The organism is Microbacterium ginsengisoli, assembly GCF_000956535.1.
Classification (GTDB): Bacteria; Actinomycetota; Actinomycetes; order Actinomycetales; family Microbacteriaceae; genus Microbacterium; species Microbacterium ginsengisoli.
The window spans coordinates 1-21,578 of sequence record NZ_JYIY01000066.1 but is presented as its reverse complement, the minus strand read 5'-3'; the positions used below and the strand labels follow the sequence as shown (position 1 = coordinate 21,578).

The 21,578-nt window shown below is 68.7% G+C and carries 22 protein-coding genes; 20 read left to right on the top strand and 2 right to left on the bottom strand.

Annotated features, from left to right (window positions below):
• Positions 1-15: 15 nt before the first annotated feature.
• A complete protein-coding gene (locus RR49_RS04685) occupies positions 16-993 on the bottom strand; it encodes a LysR family transcriptional regulator (RefSeq protein ID WP_245610948.1) in 978 nt (325 codons plus the stop codon).
• Between the two features lie 22 nt (positions 994-1,015).
• Positions 1,016-1,771: an SDR family NAD(P)-dependent oxidoreductase gene (locus RR49_RS04680; protein ID WP_045246912.1), complete on the bottom strand. Its 756-nt coding sequence runs from the start codon at positions 1,769-1,771 to the stop codon at positions 1,016-1,018.
• Between the two features lie 153 nt (positions 1,772-1,924).
• Here RR49_RS04680 and RR49_RS04675 point away from each other — a divergent pair, with 153 nt between their 5' ends.
• From RR49_RS04675 to RR49_RS04580, 20 genes are all read left to right on the top strand, one after another.
• On the top strand, positions 1,925-3,250 hold the full coding sequence (locus RR49_RS04675; RefSeq protein WP_245610947.1) for a CaiB/BaiF CoA transferase family protein: 1,326 nt from the start codon (positions 1,925-1,927) through the stop codon (positions 3,248-3,250).
• 1 nt (position 3,251) lies between these two features.
• Positions 3,252-4,454 carry an acyl-CoA dehydrogenase family protein gene (locus RR49_RS04670; protein WP_045246911.1) on the top strand — a complete coding sequence of 401 codons (1,203 nt, stop codon included), beginning with the start codon at positions 3,252-3,254 and terminating at the stop codon, positions 4,452-4,454.
• A gap of 29 nt (positions 4,455-4,483) precedes the next feature.
• Positions 4,484-5,659, top strand: a complete 1,176-nt coding sequence (locus RR49_RS04665; RefSeq protein ID WP_045246910.1) for a thiolase family protein — start codon at positions 4,484-4,486, stop codon at positions 5,657-5,659.
• A 673-nt stretch (positions 5,660-6,332) separates the two neighbouring features.
• Positions 6,333-7,277 carry a bile acid:sodium symporter gene (locus RR49_RS04660; protein WP_425411854.1) on the top strand — a complete coding sequence of 315 codons (945 nt, stop codon included), beginning with the start codon at positions 6,333-6,335 and terminating at the stop codon, positions 7,275-7,277.
• A gap of 7 nt (positions 7,278-7,284) precedes the next feature.
• Positions 7,285-7,620, top strand: coding sequence for a Cd(II)/Pb(II)-sensing metalloregulatory transcriptional regulator CmtR (gene cmtR / locus RR49_RS04655; RefSeq protein ID WP_045246908.1), 336 nt, complete (start codon positions 7,285-7,287; stop codon positions 7,618-7,620).
• Positions 7,617-7,961, top strand: coding sequence for a hypothetical protein (locus tag RR49_RS04650; protein ID WP_048809235.1), 345 nt, complete (start codon positions 7,617-7,619; stop codon positions 7,959-7,961). The genes cmtR and RR49_RS04650 overlap by 4 nt, the downstream gene beginning before the upstream one ends.
• Complete coding sequence (locus RR49_RS04645; RefSeq protein WP_048809234.1) at positions 7,958-10,063, top strand: heavy metal translocating P-type ATPase; 2,106 nt, start codon at positions 7,958-7,960, stop codon at positions 10,061-10,063. The genes RR49_RS04650 and RR49_RS04645 overlap by 4 nt, the downstream gene beginning before the upstream one ends.
• A gap of 215 nt (positions 10,064-10,278) precedes the next feature.
• Complete coding sequence (locus RR49_RS04640; RefSeq protein ID WP_045246905.1) at positions 10,279-10,731, top strand: hypothetical protein; 453 nt, start codon at positions 10,279-10,281, stop codon at positions 10,729-10,731.
• 91 nt (positions 10,732-10,822) lie between these two features.
• Positions 10,823-11,491, top strand: coding sequence for a DsbA family protein (locus tag RR49_RS04635; RefSeq protein ID WP_045246904.1), 669 nt, complete (start codon positions 10,823-10,825; stop codon positions 11,489-11,491).
• A complete protein-coding gene (locus RR49_RS04630) occupies positions 11,491-12,510 on the top strand; it encodes an NAD(P)-binding domain-containing protein (RefSeq protein ID WP_045246903.1) in 1,020 nt (339 codons plus the stop codon). Before RR49_RS04635 ends, RR49_RS04630 begins: the two co-directional genes overlap by 1 nt.
• Before the next feature lie 13 nt (positions 12,511-12,523).
• On the top strand, positions 12,524-13,240 hold the full coding sequence (locus RR49_RS04625) for a copper resistance CopC family protein (RefSeq protein ID WP_048809232.1): 717 nt from the start codon (positions 12,524-12,526) through the stop codon (positions 13,238-13,240).
• On the top strand, positions 13,237-13,512 hold the full coding sequence (locus RR49_RS04620; protein WP_045246902.1) for a TFIIB-type zinc ribbon-containing protein: 276 nt from the start codon (positions 13,237-13,239) through the stop codon (positions 13,510-13,512). Before RR49_RS04625 ends, RR49_RS04620 begins: the two co-directional genes overlap by 4 nt.
• A gap of 77 nt (positions 13,513-13,589) precedes the next feature.
• Positions 13,590-14,123, top strand: a complete 534-nt coding sequence (locus RR49_RS04615) for a signal peptidase II (protein WP_045246901.1) — start codon at positions 13,590-13,592, stop codon at positions 14,121-14,123.
• The gene (locus RR49_RS04610; protein WP_045246900.1) at positions 14,120-14,455 is read left to right on the top strand and encodes a DUF6804 family protein; all 336 of its coding nucleotides are present in this window, start codon (positions 14,120-14,122) and stop codon (positions 14,453-14,455) included. Before RR49_RS04615 ends, RR49_RS04610 begins: the two co-directional genes overlap by 4 nt.
• Positions 14,452-15,051: a TlpA family protein disulfide reductase gene (locus RR49_RS04605; RefSeq protein ID WP_045246899.1), complete on the top strand. Its 600-nt coding sequence runs from the start codon at positions 14,452-14,454 to the stop codon at positions 15,049-15,051. The genes RR49_RS04610 and RR49_RS04605 overlap by 4 nt, the downstream gene beginning before the upstream one ends.
• A complete protein-coding gene (locus tag RR49_RS04600) occupies positions 15,048-15,815 on the top strand; it encodes a cytochrome c biogenesis CcdA family protein (protein WP_045246898.1) in 768 nt (255 codons plus the stop codon). Before RR49_RS04605 ends, RR49_RS04600 begins: the two co-directional genes overlap by 4 nt.
• Positions 15,796-17,484: a cytochrome c biogenesis protein ResB gene (resB, locus tag RR49_RS04595; protein WP_045246897.1), complete on the top strand. Its 1,689-nt coding sequence runs from the start codon at positions 15,796-15,798 to the stop codon at positions 17,482-17,484. Before RR49_RS04600 ends, resB begins: the two co-directional genes overlap by 20 nt.
• The gene (locus RR49_RS04590; RefSeq protein ID WP_045246896.1) at positions 17,481-18,422 is read left to right on the top strand and encodes a cytochrome c oxidase assembly protein; all 942 of its coding nucleotides are present in this window, start codon (positions 17,481-17,483) and stop codon (positions 18,420-18,422) included. The genes resB and RR49_RS04590 overlap by 4 nt, the downstream gene beginning before the upstream one ends.
• Positions 18,423-18,425: 3 nt before the next feature.
• A complete protein-coding gene (gene lnt / locus RR49_RS04585; RefSeq protein WP_048809231.1) occupies positions 18,426-20,045 on the top strand; it encodes an apolipoprotein N-acyltransferase in 1,620 nt (539 codons plus the stop codon).
• Positions 20,042-21,448: a M23 family metallopeptidase gene (locus RR49_RS04580; protein WP_048809230.1), complete on the top strand. Its 1,407-nt coding sequence runs from the start codon at positions 20,042-20,044 to the stop codon at positions 21,446-21,448. Before lnt ends, RR49_RS04580 begins: the two co-directional genes overlap by 4 nt.
• The last annotated feature ends 130 nt before the right edge of the window (positions 21,449-21,578 follow it).

Sequence of the window (21,578 nt, the reverse complement as noted above, 5' to 3'; positions counted from 1 at the left end):
GATACCTGGCGCCCGTTAGCCCTGCGGCGTCGGGAGGACGGACTCGGACAATCGGAGCACGGCGTGCAGGGCACGGTCGTCGCTGTCGCGCAGCCACGCCATCCGCAGCTCGACAGGTGCGACGTCGTCGGTCAGGCGCAGGAAGCGCAAGTGCGGGTCGGCGATGCTGTCGATCACCGAGGACAGGGTCAATGAGCAGCCGATCTCGGCGGAGACGAGGGACATCAGCGTCCACGAGTCAGGTGCGTGCTGGACGACATCGGCGTTGAACCCAGCGGCTCTGCTCATCTGTCGCAGTCGCTCCAGCAGCAACGTTCCGGTCTGCGGTTGGAGCGACACGAACGGCTCGCCCTCGAACTGCGCGATCGACACGGCACCGGCGTCGGCTAGACGGTGGGTCTCCGGGACGGCGATGACGAGTTCCTCGACAGCGATCACGCGGGTGCGCACGGCGGCGGGAATGTGGTCCCACCTGCCGAGGGCGATGTCGATGTCCCCACGGGTCAGCAGCTGCATCGCGGGTTGCGCGAAATGCTGGCTGAGCAGCTCGAGGTGAATGCCCGGGTGGTTCTGGTTGACCGCGCGGGCGAGCAATCCGACCATCACGTTGGAGGACGCACCCGCGTACGCCAGACGGACGTGACCGATCTCGCCCGTCCCGGCTGCGCGGGCGACCCTGCTCACCCGATCAAGCGCGTCCAGGACCTCCTGAGCGGGTGCGACGAGGGCCTCGCCCACCGAGGTCAGCGTTACCTTGCGGGTGCTCCGCTCGAACAGCCGCGCACCCAACTCCCGCTCCAGCTGCTGGATGCCGCGGCTGATCGGTGGCTGCGCCATATGCAGGCGCTCGGCTGCCCGGCCGAAGTGCAGTTCCTCGGCGACGGCGAGGAAGGCGCGCAGCTGCTGCAGATCCATCCAGGGATTATTGCAGATCCCGTACCGATCGAAGGTGGATTGGCGCGCATGACTGGATGAATCGGCCGGGGTCGACACAACAGACCCCGGCCGACCGGGATCACTGCGCGGTATAGCCGCCGTCCACGACATACTCGGCGCCGGTGACGAAGGAAGCCTCGTCCGAGGCGAGGAAGAGTACGACGTTCGAGACTTCCTCGGGCTGGCCGGGCCGGTCGAGGATCGTCGTGGACAGCACCGCCTTCGTCGACTCCGGCGTCGCCAGCAGCCCCGTGGTCATGGGGGTGGCGATGACACCGGGATGCACAGAGTTCACCCGGATGCCGTACTTGGCCAGGTCCACCGCGCTGGCCTTGGTCAGCAGCCGGACGGCGCCCTTTGACGCCTCATACGCGGCGGCGCTCGGTGCGCCGACGATGCCGTAGATGGACGAGATGTTCACGATCGATCCGCCGCCTGCGCGGACCAGAGCAGGCACCGCGGCCTTCGTGCCGAGGAAGACACCCTTGGCATTGATGCGGAAGATGAGGTCCCATTCCTCCTCTGTGGTCGCCTCGACGGGCTTGAGGATGAGCACCCCCGCGTTGTTGACCAGGATGTCGAGCCGACCGAAACGCTGCTCGGCTTCTACCACGATCTCGTCCCACCTCGCCGCGATCGCGACGTCCTGCTCCAGCCCCACGACCGTCCCGCCGTCACGGTTCGCTTCGGCGACGGTCTGCTCGAGCCCGGCGGAGTCGACGTCGGTGGCGAGGACGCTCGCCCCTTCCTGGGCGAGGCGGCGCACATGCGCGCGCCCCATCCCGTTCGCCGCGCCGGTGACGATCGCGACCTTGCCTGCAAGCCTGCTACCCATGGGTTCTCCTTAGCCTCATTGCTGATCACGCCCAGGCGCAGGCCGCTGCCGGCCCCGTCGCCTCGACGCTCCCCAGGCGTGATGTCCAAACGGGAGTCTCGAGTGTGCCGTTCTGGAACAGCCCCTCGTTTCATGAGATCACAGCATCAATACGTGTCCGATCAGGTATTGGACGGACATAAACGGCTGCTGGGAGTCTGGATGGACATGACGACGACTGAGGTGTTCCCGATGATGAAGAGCTCGCTCCCGGATGACCGGACGGTGCAGGACGTTCCCGGCGGCCCTTTCGACGGCCTCCTAGTCGCCGATTTCGGCCGGGTACTTGCCGGCCCTTACTGCACGATGCTGCTCGCGGACCTCGGCGCGACGGTCATCAAGGTGGAGAGCCCGCTGGGGGATGAGACACGCAGCTACCGGCCACCGGAGTACCGAGGCGAGTCGACCTACTTCCTCTCCATCAACAGGAACAAGCAGTCTGTGGTGCTGGACTTCCGCAACCCCGATGACCTTGTCCTCGCACAGCGTCTCGCGGCCCGAGCCGATGTGGTCACAGAGAACTTCAAACCCGGCGGGCTCCGGCGATTCGGCCTGGACTACGAGTCCGTCAAGCGGGAGAACCCCAATGTGATCTACGCGTCGATCACCGGCTTCGGCACCGCGGGAGGCGCAGGGCTCGCCGGCTACGACCTGCTCGCACAGGCGCTGTCCGGACTGATGAGCGTGACCGGCGCGCCGAACACGGAAGGATTCCGCGCGGGCGTTGCGGTGTTCGATGTGATCACCGGATTGCACACCTGCATCGCGATCACCTCCGCCCTTTACCACCGACAGCGCTCGGGAGAGGGACAGCACGTCGAACTGAACCTGCTGTCCTCCGCACTGTCGGGCATGGTCAACCAGACCGGCGGGTTCCTGCTCAGCGGGCAGTCTCCTACCCGGATGGCCAACGACCACCCCAGTATCTACCCCTACGCACCGTTCCCCACCCGTGACGGGGAACTGGTCCTCGCGATCGGCAACGATGTGCAGTTCGCCACGTTCTGCGACACCATCGGGCTGCCGCAGCTGGCCGCAGACACCCGCTTCGCGTCCAATGCGGACCGCAGCGCGCACCGAGACGCCCTGCGCCCGTTGCTGACAGCACGGCTGGCGTCCAAGACCGCATGGGAATGGTTCGACATCCTCAGCCCGTTGCAGGTCCCATGCGCGCCGGTCCTGGATGTTCGCGGAGGCGTCGAGTTCGCCGCCAAGATCGGGCTGGACCCGAGCGTTCCGGCCGGCACCGACGACCAGGCGGTGCCCACCATTCGCAACCCGATCACGTTCTCCCGCACCCCCGCGACCTACCGCACCGCGCCTCCTGCACTCGACCAGGATGGCGAGGCGGTCCGACGGTGGCTGCAAGACGCGGAAGGCGATGAAGACCACGTCGGCGGCCGGGTCACCGTCCCGGCGATTCGGGAAGAGGGACACTAAGATGACGATCACGACGACAGCACACCCGGTCGACACAGACTTCTACCAGATCGGCGATCTTCTCGGCGACGACGACCGCAACCTCATCACACGTGTGCGCGGATTCGTGGACTCCGAGGTCCTCCCTGTCATCAACGAACACTGGGAGTTGGCGGACTTCCCCTACCAGATCCTCCCCGCCCTGGGCGAGCTGGGAATCGTGGGCACCGCGATCCAGGGCTACGGCTGCCCGGGACTGACCCGACTGCAGACCGGCCTCGTCGCGATGGAACTGTCACGCGGCGACGGCAGTGTGAACACGCTCAATGCCGTGCACTCGGGACTCGCGATGGGCAGCATCGCACTGCTCGGCGACGACGAGCAGAAGCAGCGCTGGCTGCCCGAAATGGCAGCCCTCCGCAAGCTCGGCGCGTTCGCGCTGACCGAGCCCGAGCACGGATCAGACTCCGTCGCCCTGGAGACCACTGCCCGCCGCGACGGGAACGCGTATGTCATAGACGGTGCCAAGCGGTGGATCGGCCTCGGCCATGTCGCCGACATCGTCATCATCTGGGCACGCGACACCGCAGACTCGAAGGTGAAGGCATTCGTCCTTGAGAAGAATGCCGATGGAGGATACCCCGACGGATATGAGGCCGAGGCGATCACCGGGAAGATCGCCAAACGCGCGATCCAGCAGGCGCACATCGAGATCTCCGGACTGAGGATCCCTGCCGGGAACAAGCTCGCGAAGTCGAGCTCCTTTCGGGACGTCTCCGCGATCCTCAACCGCACCCGCAGCACCGTCGCGTGGGAGGCGCTCGGGCACGCACTCGCCGCGTACGAGGCGGCAGCGGCCTACGTCCAGGAGCGCGTCCAGTTCGGCAAGCCCATCGCGAGCTACCAGCTGGTGCAGAACAAGCTGGCCAACATGCTCGCCGATCTCACGGCGATGCAGCTGCTGTGCTTCCGCACAGCCACCCTGCAGGATGAAGGCCGACTGACGAACGAACAGGCCTCGCTCGCGAAGATGTTCACGGGCCAGCACGCGCGTGCACTCTGCCGGGATGCCCGTGACCTGCTCGGCGGCAACGGACTCCTTCTGGAGAACCACGTCGCCCGCCACCTCACCGACATGGAAGTCGTCCACACGTATGAGGGAACCGACTTCATCCAGTCGCTCATCATCGGCCGCCAGATCACCGGGATCTCAGCGTTCGTCTGACCCTCGGCCGACCACGAAGGGAGCCCGCCATGACCGCGAGCTTTGTCTACGATGCTGTCCGCACCCCGTTCGGGCGGGCGGGTGGCGCGCTCAGCGGCATTCGGCCCGACGATCTCGCCGCAGTCGTCATGAAGGCGACCGTCGAGCGCATGGGCCTCGACCCCGCGCGCATCGATGACGTGATCTTCGGCGATGCGAACCAAGCAGGAGAGGACAACCGCGACGTCGCCCGTTTCGGGGCGCTGCTGGCAGGATTCCCCACCAGTGTCACCGGCGTGACCGTCAACCGACTCTGCTCGTCGTCGCTGGAAGCGGTGATCCAGGCCGCCCGCGCTGTCGAGACCGGCGACGCCGGTCTCGTGCTCGCCGGCGGAGTGGAGTCGATGAGCCGGGCCCCGTTCATCGTGGAGAAGTCGCCGAGGCCTTGGCCGGCGGTCGGTAACCAGACGCTGTGGAACACCTCCATCGGGTGGCGGATGACCAACCCGAAGCTGCCGAAGCAGTGGACCATCTCCAATGGAGAATCGGCCGAGAAGATCGCCCGAGAGTGGGGACTCTCCCGAGATGCCCAGGACGAGTTCGCCGTGCGCTCTCACCGGCTGGCAGCTAAAGCGTGGGCTGACGGGGTCTACGATGGCGAGATCGTGCACGTGCCAGGAGCCGACCTGGCACGCGACGAGGGCATCCGGGACGACACTTCCGTGGACAAGCTCGCCGGGCTTACTCCGTTGTTCGCGCGCGACGGCGAAGGCACCGTCACCGCCGGGAACTCCTCGCCGATCAACGACGGCGCTTCCGCCGTTCTGATCGCCGCGGAGGGTGCGCTGCCCGGCGAGCCACTCGCGCGGATCGCGGGACGCGGAGCGCATGGCGTCGATCCGCATCTGTTCCCGATCGCGCCGATCGAGGCGGCGAACAAGGCGCTGGCACGCGCCGGCCGGTCCTGGGCCGATGTCGACGTGGTCGAGCTCAACGAGGCGTTCGCTTCACAGTCGCTCGCATGCGTCGCCGGCTGGCCTGAACTTGATCCTGAGAGGGTCAACATCCACGGCGGAGCGCTGGCCATCGGCCATCCGCTGGGCGCTTCGGGGGGCCGCATTCTCGGGCATGCCGCGCATGAGCTTGCGCGACGCGGAGGCGGCGTCGCCGTCGTGGCGATCTGCATCGGCGTGGGTCAAGGCCTCGCCGTCGTGCTGGAACGGTGACAGTGAGACCGCGAGCATCCGTTCGTGGTGAGGTCACTGGCAGTCCCAGAGTCAACCGAAGGCTCAGCATTCCCCTCCGACGTTCTTCCTCGACGGTGAGATGCTCGAGCTCGGCCAGCTGCAGTGACCTCCAGCGCTCTCGCCGCCGTGACAGGCCGCTGACCAGACAGGGTCGGCGCGTCAGAGAGCGGTGTAGGAATCCGCCATTTCCCGTGGAATCCTGAGTCCGGTACCACCGCCAACTAGCGTGGAATCCCTGGGGTTATCCGCCATCTCGAGCGGGAACCTACAGGAGCTTGTAGGTTCTCGGCGATGATGGCGGATTCTCAACTGAAGTGGCGGGTATATGGCGGTTCCGCCATCTTCCTGAGAACGCGGCGTGGCGCGGTGGCTGCCGTCGTAGGTGTAGGTTCTCGGCGAAGATGGCGGATTCTTAGATGAAGTGGCGGACAAGTGGCGGATCCGAAAGATTGGTGAGAACGATGCGTGTAAGTGCCGTGTCGGTTCCTATCCGAAATGACAGATTCCGCGGGTAGTTGGCATGCACCTAGCAGTCCTGCCATTGGCTGGGGGTGAAGGGTTACTCGCTCACTCGATTAGGGGCGAACCGGCTACATTCGACAGGCTTGTGCTCGTGTGCACAGCTGTGGAGTGGTGGGAGCGGCATCAGGTAGTGCTCTACCTCGCAGCGATCGCCGTGGGTGCGGTGGTCGGTCTACTCGTGCCGGCGGTGGCGGATCCGCTCGAGTCGGCGATCAATCCCGTGCTCGGGTTGTTGCTGTACGCGACGTTCCTGGGGGTGCCGTTCACGGCGATCGGCCGGGCCTTCACGGATTGGCGGTTCCTGGGCGTCGTGCTCGTCCTGAACTTCGTCGTCGTGCCGGTGGTCGTGTTCGGGTTGAGTCGCGCCGTGGCGGCTGATCAGGCGGTGCTCGTTGGGGTGTTGTTCGTGCTGCTGACGCCGTGTGTGGATTACGTGATTGTGTTCACTGGCCTGGCTGGCGGTGCACGTGCGCGGCTGCTTGCTGCCACGCCCCTGCTGATGCTTCTGCAGATCGTGTTGCTGCCGGTGTACCTGTGGCTGATGGCCGGCGCCGAGGTGGTGGGTGCGTTCGACCCGCATCCGTTCGTGGAGGCATTTCTGTTGTTGATCGTGCTGCCGCTCGTTCTCGCCGCCGCCACGCAGCTGCTGGCGAAACGGTTCCGTGCCGGCCGCGCGATCGAGGGCGTGGTGCTGGCGGCAATGGTGCCGCTGATGATGCTGACTCTCGCCGTGGTGATCGGCTCGCAGGTCTTCGGCGTGAGCAGCGCTCTCGCCCAGCTGCTAATCGCGGTTCCCGTGTTCGTCGTGTTCGTCCTAATCGTGGCACCACTCGGTGCGCTCCTCGGGAGCGCGGCACGCTTGGATGTTCCCAGCCGCCGGGCGGCCACGTTCAGCGGGGTCACCCGCAACTCGCTGGTCGTGCTCCCGCTCGCTCTCGCGCTGCCGGCATCTTTCGCTCTGACGCCGTTGGTTGTAGTGACTCAGACCTTGGTGGAGCTCGTCGCAATGGTGGTCATGGTCGCCGGGGTACCGCGACTCATCCGCCCTCGCATTAGTACAGCGGAGAATGTATAGTCAGCCTGTGCTGACTCTTACTTCTCGCCTCGATGTGATGAACCGGCTGGGTCGGGCGATGGCCGACCCGACCCGTTCCCGGATCCTCCTCACACTGCTGGACGCTCCCGGCCACCCGGCTGAGCTGGCACGAGATCTCGAGCTGACCCGCACGAACGTCTCGAATCATCTGACGTGCCTGCGGGGCTGCGGGTTGATCGTCGCCACACCGGAAGGTCGGCGCACCCGGTATGAGATCGCCGACCCGCATCTGACCCAGGGGTTGCGACAGCTGCTCGAGGCGGTCGTCGCCGTCGACGAGGGCGCCCCGTGCATGGACGATCAGTGCGAGTGCTGCGCATGAGCCTCATCGACCGTGACCTGCTGCCGGTGGCCTGCACGCTGACGCCCGGCGCTGGTGCTGCACAGCTAGCCGCGTGGCAGGAATTCAACGACGACTACCTCCTCGACATCGACAGGACGGCCGCCCAGATCACCGTCCACTACCCAAAGATCGACGACGCGACCGCCCGGCTGACGGAGCTGGTCCGCACCGAGCAGTCCTGCTGCGCGTTCGCGACTTGGGCGATCGACACGACCCACCCCGACCTGCGCCTTTCCGTTACCGGCACCGATGACGCACTGGCCGCGCTCACGTTCCTAGAGCAGACGCCCGCCCCCGCAACGAAGGAGAGCGTGCAGTGAGCGAAGAGTGTTGCGGCCCCAACGAGCCGCGCAAGCCCGGTACGGTCCGGCGCATCGAACTGTCCCGGCCGCTCTCGACCGGTGACGCCTGCTGCGCCGCGGAACCCTCCTCCAAGACCGCGGCGCCAAGCGCGGTGCACGATGCGGGCGATGCCTGCTGCGGCCCCGACCTCGCCACCACCCCCACCGAGGCGGACGAGGAGCCGGAGGTCCGCCCGCCCTGGTGGCGCGACTTCGCGTTGCTTCCCTCCGCGCTGTCCGGGCTGTTCCTCCTCGCCGGATACACGTTCGAGTGGACTGGTCTGCACATCCCGGCGCTGGTGCTGCAGTGGGCGGCGCTGCTCGCCGGCGCCTACACCTTCGTCCCCGGCGCGATCCGCCGCCTCATCCGCGGTCGCCTCGGGGTCGGGCTGCTGATGACCATCGCCGCGATCGGCGCGGTCCTGCTCGGCCACGTTGGCGAGGCCGCGACCCTGGCGTTCCTGTTCTCCCTGGCCGAGGCGCTTGAAGACCGGGCGATGGACCGCGCCAAGGAAGGCTTGCGCGCCCTTCTGTCCCTCATCCCCGACACTGTCCGCGTCTCCCGCCTAACCAGCGACGTCACGATCCCCGCCGCGGACGTGCGTGAGCTGGACATCCTCGTCATCGGTGCCGGCGATCGCATCGCCACAGACGGCGTGGTCGTGGAGGGTAGGTCGAGCCTGGACACGTCGGCGATCACGGGCGAGTCGATCCCGGTCGAGGTCGGCCCCGGCGATCCGGTCGCCGCCGGTTCGGTCAACGGGGCGGCGACGTTGCGGATCGAGGCAACTGCGGACGGCCGCGACAACTCCCTCACCCAGATCGTCGCCCTCGTGGAGCAGGCCCACGCCCGCAAGGGCAACCGGGCACGCCTCGCCGACCGGATCGCGAAGCCGCTCGTTCCCGTCGTCCTGATCGCCGCTGCCGTGGTCGCCCTGTTCGGGCTGCTGGTCGGCGACCCGTGGACCTGGATCGAACGCGCCCTCGTCGTCCTGGTTGCGGCATCCCCGTGCGCGCTGGCCATCGCGGTGCCCGTGACGGTGATCAGCGCGATCGGAGCGGCGTCAAAGTTCGGCGTCGTCATCAAGTCAGGTGAAGCGTTCGAGCAGCTCGGCACGATCCGCGCCGTCGCCCTCGACAAGACCGGCACCCTCACCCGCAACGAGCCCACCGTCGTCGACGTCCAGCCCGCACCCGGTATCACCCGCGACGACCTGCTCGCCTGGGCCGCCGCCGTGGAGGCCACCAGCACCCACCCCCTCGCCGCGGCCATCATCGCGGCCGCACCCGTCGCCAGCCCCGCAACGGAGGTGGTCGAGGAGGCCGGGCATGGCATCACCGGGACCGTCGACGGCCGGGCGATCCGGGTCGGCAATGTCCGCTGGCTCCATCCCGCCGGCCAGCAGTTGAACGCGGAGGCGATTGCCGCGCAGGGCATGACCGTCGTCGTGGTCGAGGCGGACGGGCAGATCGCCGGCCTGATCGGCGTGCGGGACGAGCTGCGCCCGGAGTCGGCCGAGACGGTCCGGATGCTGCAGTCGCAGGGCATTGAGACCATCATGCTCACCGGCGACAACACCCGCACCGCCCACGCCATCGCCGCCGAGGCGGGCGTAACCGACGTTCGCGCCGAGCAGCTGCCCGCCGACAAGGCCGCCGCGATTGAGGCGCTCGTCACGCAGCAACCGACCGCGATGGTCGGCGACGGCATCAACGACGCCCCGGCACTGGCGACGGCGACGGTCGGGATCGCGATGGGTGTGAAAGGCTCCGCGGCGGCGATCGAGTCCGCCGACGTCGCCTTCATCGGCCACGACCTCCGCCTCATCCCCGGCGCCCTCGCCCACGCCCGCCGCGGCCGACGCATCATGACCGCCAACATCGGTCTGGCTCTGGCGATCATCGTCGCGCTGTTCCCGCTCGCCCTGTTCGGCATCCTCGGGCTCGCCGGCGTCGTGCTGGTGCATGAGATCGCCGAGGTCGTCGTCATCCTCAATGGCGTCCGCGCCGCCCGTCGCCCCGCTGCGCTACGGCAACTCGCCACGGTGCCCGCTCGCCAGCCCGAACCCGCCCACGCCTGACCACCGACCCCTCGCCCCGCGGTGGCAGAACACCGCCCGACTTGGAACCGGCCCTTGTGAAGACCCCCATCAAAGCCACCTTCGCCACCGTTGCCGTCGTCATCGTCCTGGTTGACCGGCTAGCCGCGCCGGACCCGGCCGGCGCTGCCGGCGCTCCCGTGCTCGGGTGAACCGGGCTCCGAATGGGTTTAGGTGCGCACGGTAGGCTGTGGGCGATGGTCTCTTCGGCCCGGACTCCGCGCTCCACGACGCTGAATGAGCAATTGTTGATAATGAGGCTCATTACCAGCGTCGGTTTGGCGCTGCTGCTGATGTTGGGTCTGGCAGCGACGGGTCACACAGAGGCGGACGGTTCGACTCCTGTTCCGCTGGTGATTTCTGGGTTCATGGACCCCCACGTCGAGCCCGTGGCAGACGCCCCAGTCGAGCATGAGGCGGTCGCCGGTGGCGTCGTTTCTGGGCCGAACGCGTTGGTGGGCGCTGCGCTGTGCATGTTGGGCGTGTTGTGCGGGCTGACGTTCATGGTGGTGCTGCGGGGGTTGTGGCGTCGGCGGATGCCTCCGGTTCTCGGTGACGGGCCACGGATGCCTTCGCTGCTTCCGGCGCCGGCTGCCCGTGCTCACCCGATTGTCTTTTCGTTGACGCAGTTGGGTCTTTCCCGAACCTGACATTTGGCACGCCACCCTTTCCGGGTGGCGCTTCGTCCCGGGCTGCGTGCCCGGGTTCTGTCCTGTGCCGTGTCTTGGTTTGGAGTACCCGATGAAAACCCCTGTGAAGGCGACGCTCGTCACCATTGCCGTTGTGGTGGTGATGGTGATCGCCGCGTTGATCTATGTCCTTGTCAATCAGAGCCAGTCCGCTCCACCTTCATCTGGGGGCGGTGACGCATCCCCGCAGGTGGTGCGGGAGAGCTCGCATGTCCTCGACGACGGCGGGGAGGGCGCTGTCACCCTGGTGGAGTTCCTCGACTTCGAGTGCGAGGCGTGTGGCGCGTTCTTCCCGATCGTGGAGGATATGCGGGAGCAGTTCGCTGGGGAGATCACGTATGTGGTCCGCTACTTCCCGCTGCCCGGTCACTTCAATTCGAAGAACGCGGCGGTCGCGGCGGAAGCGGCCGCGCAGCAGGACCGGTTCGAGGACATGTATGTCCGGTTGTTCGAGACGCAGGCGGAGTGGGGTGAGGCGCAGGAGTCTCGCGCCGACCTGTTCCGTGGCTTCGCGGAGGAGATCGGTCTGGACATGGCCGCCTATGACGCCGCCGTGGCGGACCCGGCTACGGCGGAGCGGGTGGAGCTGGATTTCGAGGAGGGCCAGGCGCTCGGGGTGAGCAGCACGCCGACGTTCTTCCTCGACGGTGAGCTGCTCGAGCTGCAGGAGTGGGACGACCTCGAGAACGCCATCCAGGCTGCGGTGAACGGTGGCCGGTGATGCGGGCGGGTTTGACGCATCGGCGGGCGATCATCGTCGGCGCCGGGCAGTCTGGGCTCGCGGTTGCCGCGGCTCTGGCCGCGGAAGGGCTGCGGCCGCAGCACGAGTTTGTGGTGATCGACGCCGCCAGCACGGGGCAGCGTTCCTGGTCCTCACGGTGGCATTCGATGGAGCTTCTCAGCGACGCCCGGCATAGCGCGCTGTCTCCGCGGCGGCTGCTGGGTGACCAGCGCCGGCATCCGCGAGTGGACGAGATGGCGGACTACCTCACCTTCGTGGAAGCCGGGCTGGGCGTGGAGACGGTCTGGGGCATCCAGGCGACCGGGGTGGAGCATCGCGGGAACGGCTCGACTCTGCTGCTGTCGACGACGGCAGGGGAGGTGCAGACCCGCAACGTGATCTGCGCGACGGGCGCGGCCGCGCACCCGCGGATTCCGGAGTGGGCGTCTCTGCTGACGATGCCCGGGGTGGTGCTGCACAGCAGCGAGTACCTGTACCCGAAGCAGATCCCCGTCGGCGACGTGCTCATCGTGGGCGGCGGGAACAGCGGTGTGCAGCTGGCCCGCGAACTGTCCGCGTCGCACACCGTGACGCTGTCCGTGCGAACCCGGCGGCAGCATCGCCCCGCGATGAGCTATCCCGCCGCGGCGGGGGAGAGGGTGCCGCTGTTCTCGCGGGAGCGTCGCCCCGAGCCGATCTTCGGCGACAGCTATGAGCAGCTGCGCCGCGTCGGGGTCACGATCGCAGCTGCGGTGCAGGACGCGGCCGGCGCCGGGGTGACCTTCGCCGATGGCACGCAGGCATCCCCCCGCTCGGTGATCCTCGCCACCGGCTACACCCCTGGCGACGACTGGCTCCCGGAACCGGCCCGCGTCGACCGGCCGCGGCGCACCCTGACCGGCCTGCCCGGGCTGTTCGTGGCGGGGATGCCGCAGTACGGCGGCCGCGGCTCCGACACCCTCGCCGGGGTCTGGAAAGACGCGACGACGATCGCCCAGCACATCATCAACCGGCCCTGAAAGGACCACCGCCTTGACCACCGTCACCGACCACGAACACCCGCACCGATCCGGCTCACGGAGACGCATCCTCCTCCTGTCCACTCTGACGACGCTGCTGCTGGCCGCCGGGCTCCTGTTCGCCACCGCGGCGCCCGCAGCCGCGCACGATGAGATCGTCTCCTCCTCCCCGGAAGCCGGATCCACGGTCAGCGTGGTCCCGGAGGAGATTTCGCTGACGTTCAGCGGCGAGATCCTCACCGATTTCAGCGCCGTGATCATTGAGGTGGTCGCCCCGGACGGGCAGAACATCGCATCGGGGGATCCGGTCATCGACGGGACCACGGTCACCCAGGCGGTGACGCCTGGTCAGGCGGGCGTGTACACGGTGCGGTGGCGGGTCGTGTCCAGCGACGGGCACCCGATCAGCAACGAGTACCAGTACACCGTCGAAGCGGTCACCGTCCCCACCAGCGCCCCTACCCCCGAAGCGACCGAGGAGCAGACACCCGACCCGTCTCCCACATCTGCCGCCAATACGTCCGGAGAGGTTCACAACGGGCCATCCGGAGGTGGGGAACTCCTCCCCGTCCTTGCGGTCCTGAGTGGCGTAATCGTGCTGGGCGGCGCGCTGGTGGTCGTGCTCATGGTGGCCAGAGAGCGTCGTCGCCGCGACCGAGCAGCCGCGGCCGCGGCCGCCGCGGATGGTGGAACCGCCGACGACCAGCAACAGAAGGAGAACCCCTCATGAAATGTCCGGTCGACGGGACCGCCCTGCTGATCACGGAACGCTCCGGGGTCGAGATCGACTACTGCCCGCAGTGCCGGGGCGTCTGGCTGGACCGTGGCGAGCTCGACAAGATCATCGACCGCGCCGCCGACCTTGCCGGCGGCGGCCGGCAAACCAGCACCGCCCCCTATCCGCGCGAGGGCGACCACCGTTCTGACCGCGACAGGGATCATCACGGTCGCTCCGGGCGTCGGCGGAAGGAAGGGTTCCTCGGTGACCTCTTCGACTTCTGACACCAAAAACCTCTTCCTGATAGCCGGTCTGATGACCGGGTTATCAGCGGCCCTCGCGAACGCAGGAGGAGCCGCTGATGGTTCGTGAGCAGACCCGGCGGTTCGCGGTCGCGTGCCTGGCCGCCGCTGTGGTGGTCCTGGTCGACCAGGCGACGAAGGCGGCCGCACTGGGAGGGTTGAGTCAGGAGGAGCGGATCCCGCTGCTGGGGGATCTGCTTGGGCTGCAGCTCGCGTTCAACCCCGGCGCGATCCTCTCCCTCGGAGCCGGGGTCACCGGGCTGCTCACTCTCCTCGGGGTCGGTGCCGTGGTGCTGCTGGTCGTCGCCGCCGCGCGGGCGCGGACCGGATGGTGGGCGATGGGGATCGGCCTGATCCTCGGGGGCGCGATCGGGAACCTGATCGACCGGCTGTTCTCCCCCCCTGGGTTCGGGGTCGGGCACGTCACCGACTTCCTCGCCTACGGGAACCTGTTCATCGGCAACCTCGCCGACGTCGCCCTCGGTGCCGGCGTCATCGTCCTCGGCCTGAGCCTGTGGACCCGACACCGCCGCTCCCGCGTCAGCGCGGACAGCGCGGCGCCTGCGACGGGCTCCGTGGTGAGCGGGTCATGATGGCGAAGCAGCGGACCTCGTCCGTATACCAGCGCAACGCGTTCGCGCCGGGGCTGCTCGCGGCGGCGGTGTTGTTCCTCGCGCCGGTACTGATGGGCGGGGACTGGTTCACCGTTGTGCTGTTCGTCGCCGCGATCTTCGCGGTCATCGTGGGGTGGTTCGCGATCCAGGCGCGGCAGTGGTGGTGGTTGCCTGTGTTCGTCGTGATCGCCGTGATTTGGAACCCGGTGTTCCCGTTCCCGTTCACCGGCCCGGTGTGGACTGCGGCGCAGCCGGTCGCCGCGGTCGTGTTCCTGGTCGCCGGCGCCCTGATCAAGGTCAAGCGCGCATGATCCGCCGCCGCGTCCTTGCCGCCATGACGCTGGTCGCGGCGCTGCTGCTGGCCGGGTGCACGTCCAGCGACTCGCTCGCGCAGCAGTACCGGGACGGAAGCGAGAAGGGCTACATCGCCGGTGACTTCCAGATCGTCGAGATCCCGGATGCCGACCGCGGGGAGCCGGTGGTGTTCGAGGGCGTCACCGAGACCGGGGAGACGGTGTCCAGTGACGACTACCGCGGCGGGGTGCTGGTGGTGAACTTCTGGTACGCCGCGTGCGGGCCGTGCATCGTCGAAGCCCCGATGCTCGAGGAGGTCTGGCAGGAGTATCAGGACCAGGGCGTCGCGTTCCTCGGGGTGAACACCTACGACCAGCCAGCCACCGCACTGTCGTTCGCCCGTGACAACAACGTCACCTACCCGAGCGTGATCGACGTGAACGACGGACGGGTCAAGCTCGCGTTCGCGCAGGTCACTCCGATCCAGGCCACCCCCACCACCTTGGTCATCGACCAGGAGGGGCGGGTCGCGGCGCGGATCATCGGGCAGTTGGCCAGCGCGTCGATCCTGTCCACCCTGGTCGCCGACACCCTCGCCGAGGACACCTCATGAATCCGGGAGCGGTGATCGTCGACGGCGCCCTGTGGGTCGCGATCCCGGTCGCGATCCTCGCCGGGCTGGTGTCGTTCGTGTCCCCGTGCGTGCTGCCGCTGGTGCCTGGCTACCTCGGCTACCTCGGCAGCACCACCACGACGACCGCGGCCCCCACGCTGGACGGGGGGCGCACGGTGACGGCGGAGCGCGCGCGGCTGCTGCTGGGCGTGACATTGTTCATCGCCGGGTTCACCGTGGTGTTCGTCGCCGTCACGATCCTCGGCGGCACCTTCGGGTACCTGCTGCTGCAATACGCCAATGTGCTCACTCGCGTCTTCGGGGTCGTCATCATCGCCCTCGGCCTGGTGTTCCTCGGCTTCTTCGGCATTGCCCAGCGCACCCTCCGCCCTCGCGCCCAGGGTAGGACCGGGCTGATCGGGGCGCCGCTTCTCGGGTTCGCGCTCGGCGTCGGCTGGACCCCCTGTATCGGCCCGACGCTCGCAGCGATCATCTCTATGTCGTGGAACCTCGGTGACCCCGCCCGCGCGGGCCTGCTCGGGCTCGCGTACTCGCTGGGCCTGGGCATCCCGTTCCTGATCCTCGCGGCCGGATGGGGGTGGGCGTCCCGATCGGTGACGTTCCTGCGCCGCCACATCCGCGCCCTGAACATCATCGGCGGGGCCATGCTCATCGCCCTCGGCCTGCTGATGGTGACCGGGCTGTGGACGGCACTGATGTCGCAGCTGCAACAGGTGGTGATCAATGTCCCCCTCCCGCTCTGACACCGGCATCGACGTCACCGCCGACCCGCTACGCCCCGGCGACCACGCCGACAGCGAATCCGCGACGGAGATCACCCAGCCGGCGCTGGGCATCACCGGGTGGTTGCGGTGGGCATGGCGGCAGCTGACCAGCATGCGCACCGCATTGGTCCTGCTGCTGTTCCTCGCGATCGCCGCCGTCCCCGGGTCCCTGTTCCCGCAGCGCAGCGCCGACCCCAACGGTGTCATCCAGTGGGAGCGGGACAACCCTGACGTGTTCCCCCTCGCCGATGCGGTCGGCCTGTTCGACGTGTACCTGTCGCCGTGGTTCTCCGCGATCTATCTGCTGCTGTTCACCTCCCTGATCGGCTGCGTGATCCCGCGCGCCAAGCACCACTACAAGGCGCTCCGCTCCCGCCCCCCTCGCACCCCGGCCCGGCTGTCGCGGCTCTCGGAGTACCGGGAACTGACCTTGCCGAGAGAGGAAGGGAGGACCGACCCGGCCGCGCACGCGATCGACGTCGCGGCAGAGCAGCTGCGCAAGGCCGGATACCGGGTGGAGCGATACGACGCCCGCGGAGCCGCGTCGGTGTCGGCCGAGCGCGGCTACCTGCGCGAGACCGGCAACCTGATCTTCCACGTCGCCCTCGTCGGCGTGCTGGTCTCGGTCGCGATCGGCGGGTCGTTCGCGTATACCGGGCAGCGGGTGGTGGTGGAGGGCACCACGTTCGTGAACGCGCTCAGCGACTACTCCTCGTTCAACCCCGGCCGTTTCGTCGACGGCACGGGCCTTGCCCCCTACTCGCTCACCCTCGACGACTTCCAGGTCTCCTACCGGCTGCCCGGCACCCCCGGCGCAGGCCAGGCCGGAGACTTCTCCGCCGACATCACCATCCGCCAACCCGGGCAGGACGATCGGGCGCAGAGCGTGATCGTGAACTACCCGATCACCGTCGACGGCGATCGCATCTACCTGCTCGGCAACGGCTACGCCCCCACCCTCACGATCCGCGACGCCGCCGGCGAGGTGGTGTACAGCGAGTCGCAGCCGTTCCTGCCGCAGGACTCCAACATGACCTCGCTGGGCATCATCAAGATCCCGGACGGGCTGCCCGAACAGGTCGGGCTGGTCGGGTTCTTCTACCCCACCCAGGGGGTGTTGCCCTCCGGCGCGTTCACCTCCGTCTACCCGGACGTGGTCAATCCGGTGCTGACTCTCAACGTGTTCAGCGGGGATCTCGGCATCGACGACGGCACTCCGAGGTCGGTGTACACGCTCGAGGTCGACGGGCTCACCCAGCACACCGGCGGCGACACCGCCGCCGACTCCCTTGAGCTCACCCCCGGCGCCACCGTCGACCTGCCGAACGGGTGGGGCACGATCACCTGGGAGGAGGTCACGGCGGAGGAGCCGGTGAAGCGGTTCGCGTCGCTGCAGATCCAACGCGACCCCAGCAGCGGCTGGGTGCTCGCGTTCTCCGTGCTCGCCACCCTCGGCCTGTTCGCCGGCCTGTTCGTGCCCCGCCGCCGGCTCTGGGTGAAAGCCCGCACCACCCCGGATGGTGTGCACGTCGAGTACGCGGGACTGGCCCGCGGCGAAGACCCCGCTTTGGCGCGCGCCGTCGACGAGTTCGCGACCCGCCACGCGCACGCCCTCGGCGTAGACCAGCCTGCGAAGGACACACCGTGACGACCGTGTGGATCCCGGACGCCCCGCCGACCCTCGGCGGGTTCCTCACCCCGGCCCCGCTTCCGGCTCCGGTGCTACCGCTCCTCGCGGGACTCCTCGCGGTCGCCTACCTGGCCGGTGCGATCCGGATGTGGGTCCGCGGCCGCGGCTGGCCGGTGTGGCGGACGGTCAGCTTCCTGCTCGGCTGCGTCGCCCTCGCCGCGGTCACCGGCCTGGCGGTGGAGAACTTCGGGTACGCCCTGTTCTCGGTGTTCATGTTCCAGCAGCTCACCCTGATGATGGCGATCCCGCCGCTGCTGGTCCTCGGCTCTCCCGGCACCCTGCTGCTGCGCGCCACCCCGCACCACGGCCCAGGTCTCCTGGTGCTCCGCGCCGCGCACGCCGGGCTACGCAGTCGCACCGCACGGTGGCTGCTCAGCCCGTGGCTGGCGGTGCCGCTATACCTGGCCGCGTTTTACGGTCTGTACCTGGCGAACTTCGCCGATCCGATCCTGTCCACCGTCACCGGCCATACCCTCCTCGAGGTCGGGTTCCTGGTCGCCGGGATGCTGTTCACCATCCCGATCCTGTCGTCGGACCCGCTGCCGGTGCGGATGAGCCACGGCGGCCGCGCCCTGGACGTGTTCGCCGAGGCCGCCCTGCACGCCTTCTTCGGCGTCTTCCTGATGATGGCCACCACTACCCTCATCGACGGGTTCGCCGGCCCGACGAGCGCGCTGGGCATCGACCCGATCGAAGACCAGCGCCTCGCCGGCGGGCTGGCCTGGTCCTACGGCGAGGCCCCCACCTTGCTGATGCTCATCTACGTCATGCACCGCTGGTTCCGCGACGACACCGCCCAAGCGGTCGCCGCCGACCGTCGCGCCGACGCACACGGCGACCCTGAGCTCGACGCGTACAACGACTACCTCACCCGACTCCACCAGAAAGACACCTGACCGATGCGCACGCCTTTGCCGACACCCGCCCCGGCCGCCGCGCCGGAGCAGGAGACGCCGCGCCGCACCGTGGCGGCATGGTCGCTGCCGGTGTGGGCGGCGGTGCTGGCATCCGCGGCCGCCGGCCTGCTGCTGGATCTCGCCTCCGCACCGGTGGGGTGGTGGCCGTTGACGTTCGTGAGTGTCACGGTCGCCCTGGTGGCCCTGATCGGCCGCAGCATCGGCGGGGCGCTGCTGGTCGGCACTGTGTTCGGCGCCGTGTTCTACACGACCCATCTGGTGTGGGTGGGGGAGTTCCTCGGCCCGGTGCCGTGGCTTGCCCTCGCCGGGCTGGAAGCGGTCCTGTTCGGCGCGGGCGCGGTGCCGATCGCGCTCGCCTACCGGTGGACCGCCCGCTATCCGGCCCGCGGCCTCGTGCAGCTGCTCGCGGTACCGCCGCTGATCGGGGTTCTGTGGACGGCCCGTGAGGTGGTGATGGGTGCGTGGCCGTACTCCGGGTTCCCGTGGGCGCGCCTCGGGATGACCCAGGTGGGCGGCCCGCTCGCGGAGGCCGTGTCGTGGACGAGCGTGACCGGCCTGTCCCTGCTGATCGTCATTCTGTGCGCCTCTGTGGTGCAGTGGATCCGCGCCGGCGGCATCCGCTTCATGCTCGGGTTGCACCCTGCTGTGAGCGTCGCCGCTCTCCTGGTGATAGCGCCGCAGTTCCCCACCGCGCCGGCCGGGGAGTTCCGCGTGGGATGGGTGCAGGGCAACGGCCCCACCGGGTACTTCGACGACAAGGTGCCCGGCGACGTCCTGGCCGCGCAGACCGCCGCCACGGTGCCGCTGTACGGGCAGCCGATGGATCTGCTGGCCTGGCCGGAGGGCGGCGTCGACGCCGACCCGCTCAGTGATCCCGCCGCCGCCGAGGCGTTGGACCGGGTCGTGCGCTCGGCCGGGGCGCCGTTGCTGATGAACGCCGCCACCACCCGCGGCGACGATGTCTTCAACACGTCCCTGCTGTGGACCGCGGATCCCACGGGCCGGCAGTGGCACGACAAGGTCAACCCGGTCCCGTTCGGCGAGTACGTGCCGGACCGGTGGTTCTACGAGCTGATCGTCCCCGACCTGGTGGGCTTGATCCAACGCGAATACACCCCCGGCAGCAGCCCGCCGCTCGTGCAGGTCGGCGACGTCGGGGTGGGGTTGGCGATCTGCTTCGACGTGATCTACGACGCCGTGATCTGGGACGGTGCCCGCGCCGGCGCAGAGGTGTTCGTGTTCCAGACCAACAACGCCGACTTCCGCGGCACCGACGAGAACCTGCAGCAGCTCGCGTTCGCCCGGATGCGCGCCATCGAAACCGGCCGCGCGGTCGTCAACGTCTCCACGGTGGGCACCAGCCAGGTCATCACCCCGGACGGCACCACCGTCGACAGCATCGGCGTCGACACCGTTGACGCGTCGATCACCACCGTCCCGCTGCGCACCGGACTCACCCCGGCGGTGATCCTCGGTCCCTGGCTCACCGCTCTCATCGTCCTCGCTGCCGCCGGCGCTCTCACCGCGGCGGGGTTCTCCCACCGTGCCCGCACGCGTGCGGCCGCCGCAGATCGTTCGACTGATCCGGGGAGGCACCCATGAACACGCCACGGATGAGGCCTGCCGGAGGTCGACTGGCCTGGTCGCTGCGAACGCTGGCGACGGGCAGCGATCTCACCCTTCCTGGTGACCTGACGGCGGAGGAGTGTGGGTGCGCGCCCACGCCCGCGGAGAGCCGCGCATTCCGGGCCGGGGTGAGCCGGCGCACTCTGCTGACGGCGGGAACATTGAGCGCGGCAGCCGTCCTGGTCGCCGGCCCGCTGTTGCCGGCAGCGTTCGCGGCGACCTATCCGTCCTGGGAGGACGTGCAGGCCGCGAAAGCGAACGAGGCCACCAAAGCTGCCGAGGTGCAGCGGATCCAGGGCCTCATCCAAAGCCTGACCGGCGAGGTGGCGCGCACCCGCACCGCCGCCGAGCAGGCCGCCGGCGCGTTCTACACCGCCCAGCAGGAGTACTTCGACGCATCCATCCGCGCCGACACGTTGCAGTCCCAAGCCGACCTGGAAGCGCAGAACGCGACCGACGCGGCGAACAAGGCCGGCCGCATCGCCGCGCAGCTGTACCGCGACGGGGGCGACACCACCTCCCTCGAGCTGTTCCTCTCCGGGTCGGCCGCGACCGCGGACGATCTCCTGTCCCGGCTGGGCGTGATGGACAAGCTGCTGGAACGCAACCAGGCCGTCTACGCTGCGGCGCTCACCGCCCGCGATGCCGCGCAGAGCCTGACCGATCAGGCGGTGGTGGCCCGGGATGAGCGCGACCGGCTGCAGCAGGTCGCCGAGCAGAAGATGCTCGAGTCGCAGCAGGCCGCCGATGCTGCGCAGGCCGCGCTGGACGCGCAGACCCTCCACCTCGGCGAGCTGCAGGCCCAGCTCGCCGCCCTCGAGGACACCACCGCGAAGACCATCGCCGACTATCAGGCCGGGGTGGAGGCTGCCCGCATCGCCGAGGAGCAGCGGCGAGCGGCGGAGCGCGCCGAAGCGGAACGGCTCGCCGCCTCGGGAGGTGCTGGTGGGGGTGTGGTCAGCTCCGGGTGGGCACGGCCGACCTCCGGGCACCGCACCTCGGGGTTCGGGCCGCGCAGCTCCCAGTGTGGCAACGGGTACTGCTCGACCAGCTACCACTACGGCGTCGACCTCAGCGGCGGATGCGGCGCGGGGATCTACGCCGCCGCGGCCGGCACCGTCGTCTACGCCGGGTACAACGGCGGCTACGGCAACTACATCAAGATCGACCACGGCGGCGGGATCGGCACCGGATACGCCCACATCCGCCCCGGCGGCTTCTACGTCGGATACGGCCAACGCGTGAACGCCGGCGACCTGATCGGCAGCGAAGGCAACACCGGCAACGCGTTCGGCTGCAACCTGCACTTCGAGGCCTACGTGAACGGCTCCCCGGTCAACCCCATCCCCTTCCTCGCCGACCGCGGCGTGTCCATCTGATCCGAAACGAACCAGGACATCATGACTGACCAGACCACCCCACCCGGCGGCGGCGACCAGCCCCAGACGCCCCCCACGCGCCGCAGCCTCCGCCGCGCCGCAACCCCGCCAGTCACCAGCATCACCACCC

What these genes read in the sequence shown, in the direction of transcription:
- RR49_RS04680 (WP_045246912.1), bottom strand. Translation starts at nt 1,771, where the DNA reads ATGGGTAGCAGGCTTGCAGGCAAGGTCGCGATCGTCACCGGCGCGGCG.
- RR49_RS04670 (WP_045246911.1), top strand. Translation starts at nt 3,252, where the DNA reads ATGACGATCACGACGACAGCACACCCGGTCGACACAGACTTCTACCAG.
- RR49_RS04665 (WP_045246910.1), top strand. Translation starts at nt 4,484, where the DNA reads ATGACCGCGAGCTTTGTCTACGATGCTGTCCGCACCCCGTTCGGGCGG.
- RR49_RS04650 (WP_048809235.1), top strand. Translation starts at nt 7,617, where the DNA reads ATGAGCCTCATCGACCGTGACCTGCTGCCGGTGGCCTGCACGCTGACG.
- RR49_RS04640 (WP_045246905.1), top strand. Translation starts at nt 10,279, where the DNA reads ATGGTCTCTTCGGCCCGGACTCCGCGCTCCACGACGCTGAATGAGCAA.
- RR49_RS04635 (WP_045246904.1), top strand. Translation starts at nt 10,823, where the DNA reads ATGAAAACCCCTGTGAAGGCGACGCTCGTCACCATTGCCGTTGTGGTG.
- RR49_RS04630 (WP_045246903.1), top strand. Translation starts at nt 11,491, where the DNA reads ATGCGGGCGGGTTTGACGCATCGGCGGGCGATCATCGTCGGCGCCGGG.
- RR49_RS04620 (WP_045246902.1), top strand. Translation starts at nt 13,237, where the DNA reads ATGAAATGTCCGGTCGACGGGACCGCCCTGCTGATCACGGAACGCTCC.
- RR49_RS04615 (WP_045246901.1), top strand. Translation starts at nt 13,590, where the DNA reads ATGGTTCGTGAGCAGACCCGGCGGTTCGCGGTCGCGTGCCTGGCCGCC.
- RR49_RS04610 (WP_045246900.1), top strand. Translation starts at nt 14,120, where the DNA reads ATGATGGCGAAGCAGCGGACCTCGTCCGTATACCAGCGCAACGCGTTC.
- RR49_RS04605 (WP_045246899.1), top strand. Translation starts at nt 14,452, where the DNA reads ATGATCCGCCGCCGCGTCCTTGCCGCCATGACGCTGGTCGCGGCGCTG.
- RR49_RS04600 (WP_045246898.1), top strand. Translation starts at nt 15,048, where the DNA reads ATGAATCCGGGAGCGGTGATCGTCGACGGCGCCCTGTGGGTCGCGATC.
- resB (WP_045246897.1), top strand. Translation starts at nt 15,796, where the DNA reads ATGTCCCCCTCCCGCTCTGACACCGGCATCGACGTCACCGCCGACCCG.
- lnt (WP_048809231.1), top strand. Translation starts at nt 18,426, where the DNA reads ATGCGCACGCCTTTGCCGACACCCGCCCCGGCCGCCGCGCCGGAGCAG.
- RR49_RS04580 (WP_048809230.1), top strand. Translation starts at nt 20,042, where the DNA reads ATGAACACGCCACGGATGAGGCCTGCCGGAGGTCGACTGGCCTGGTCG.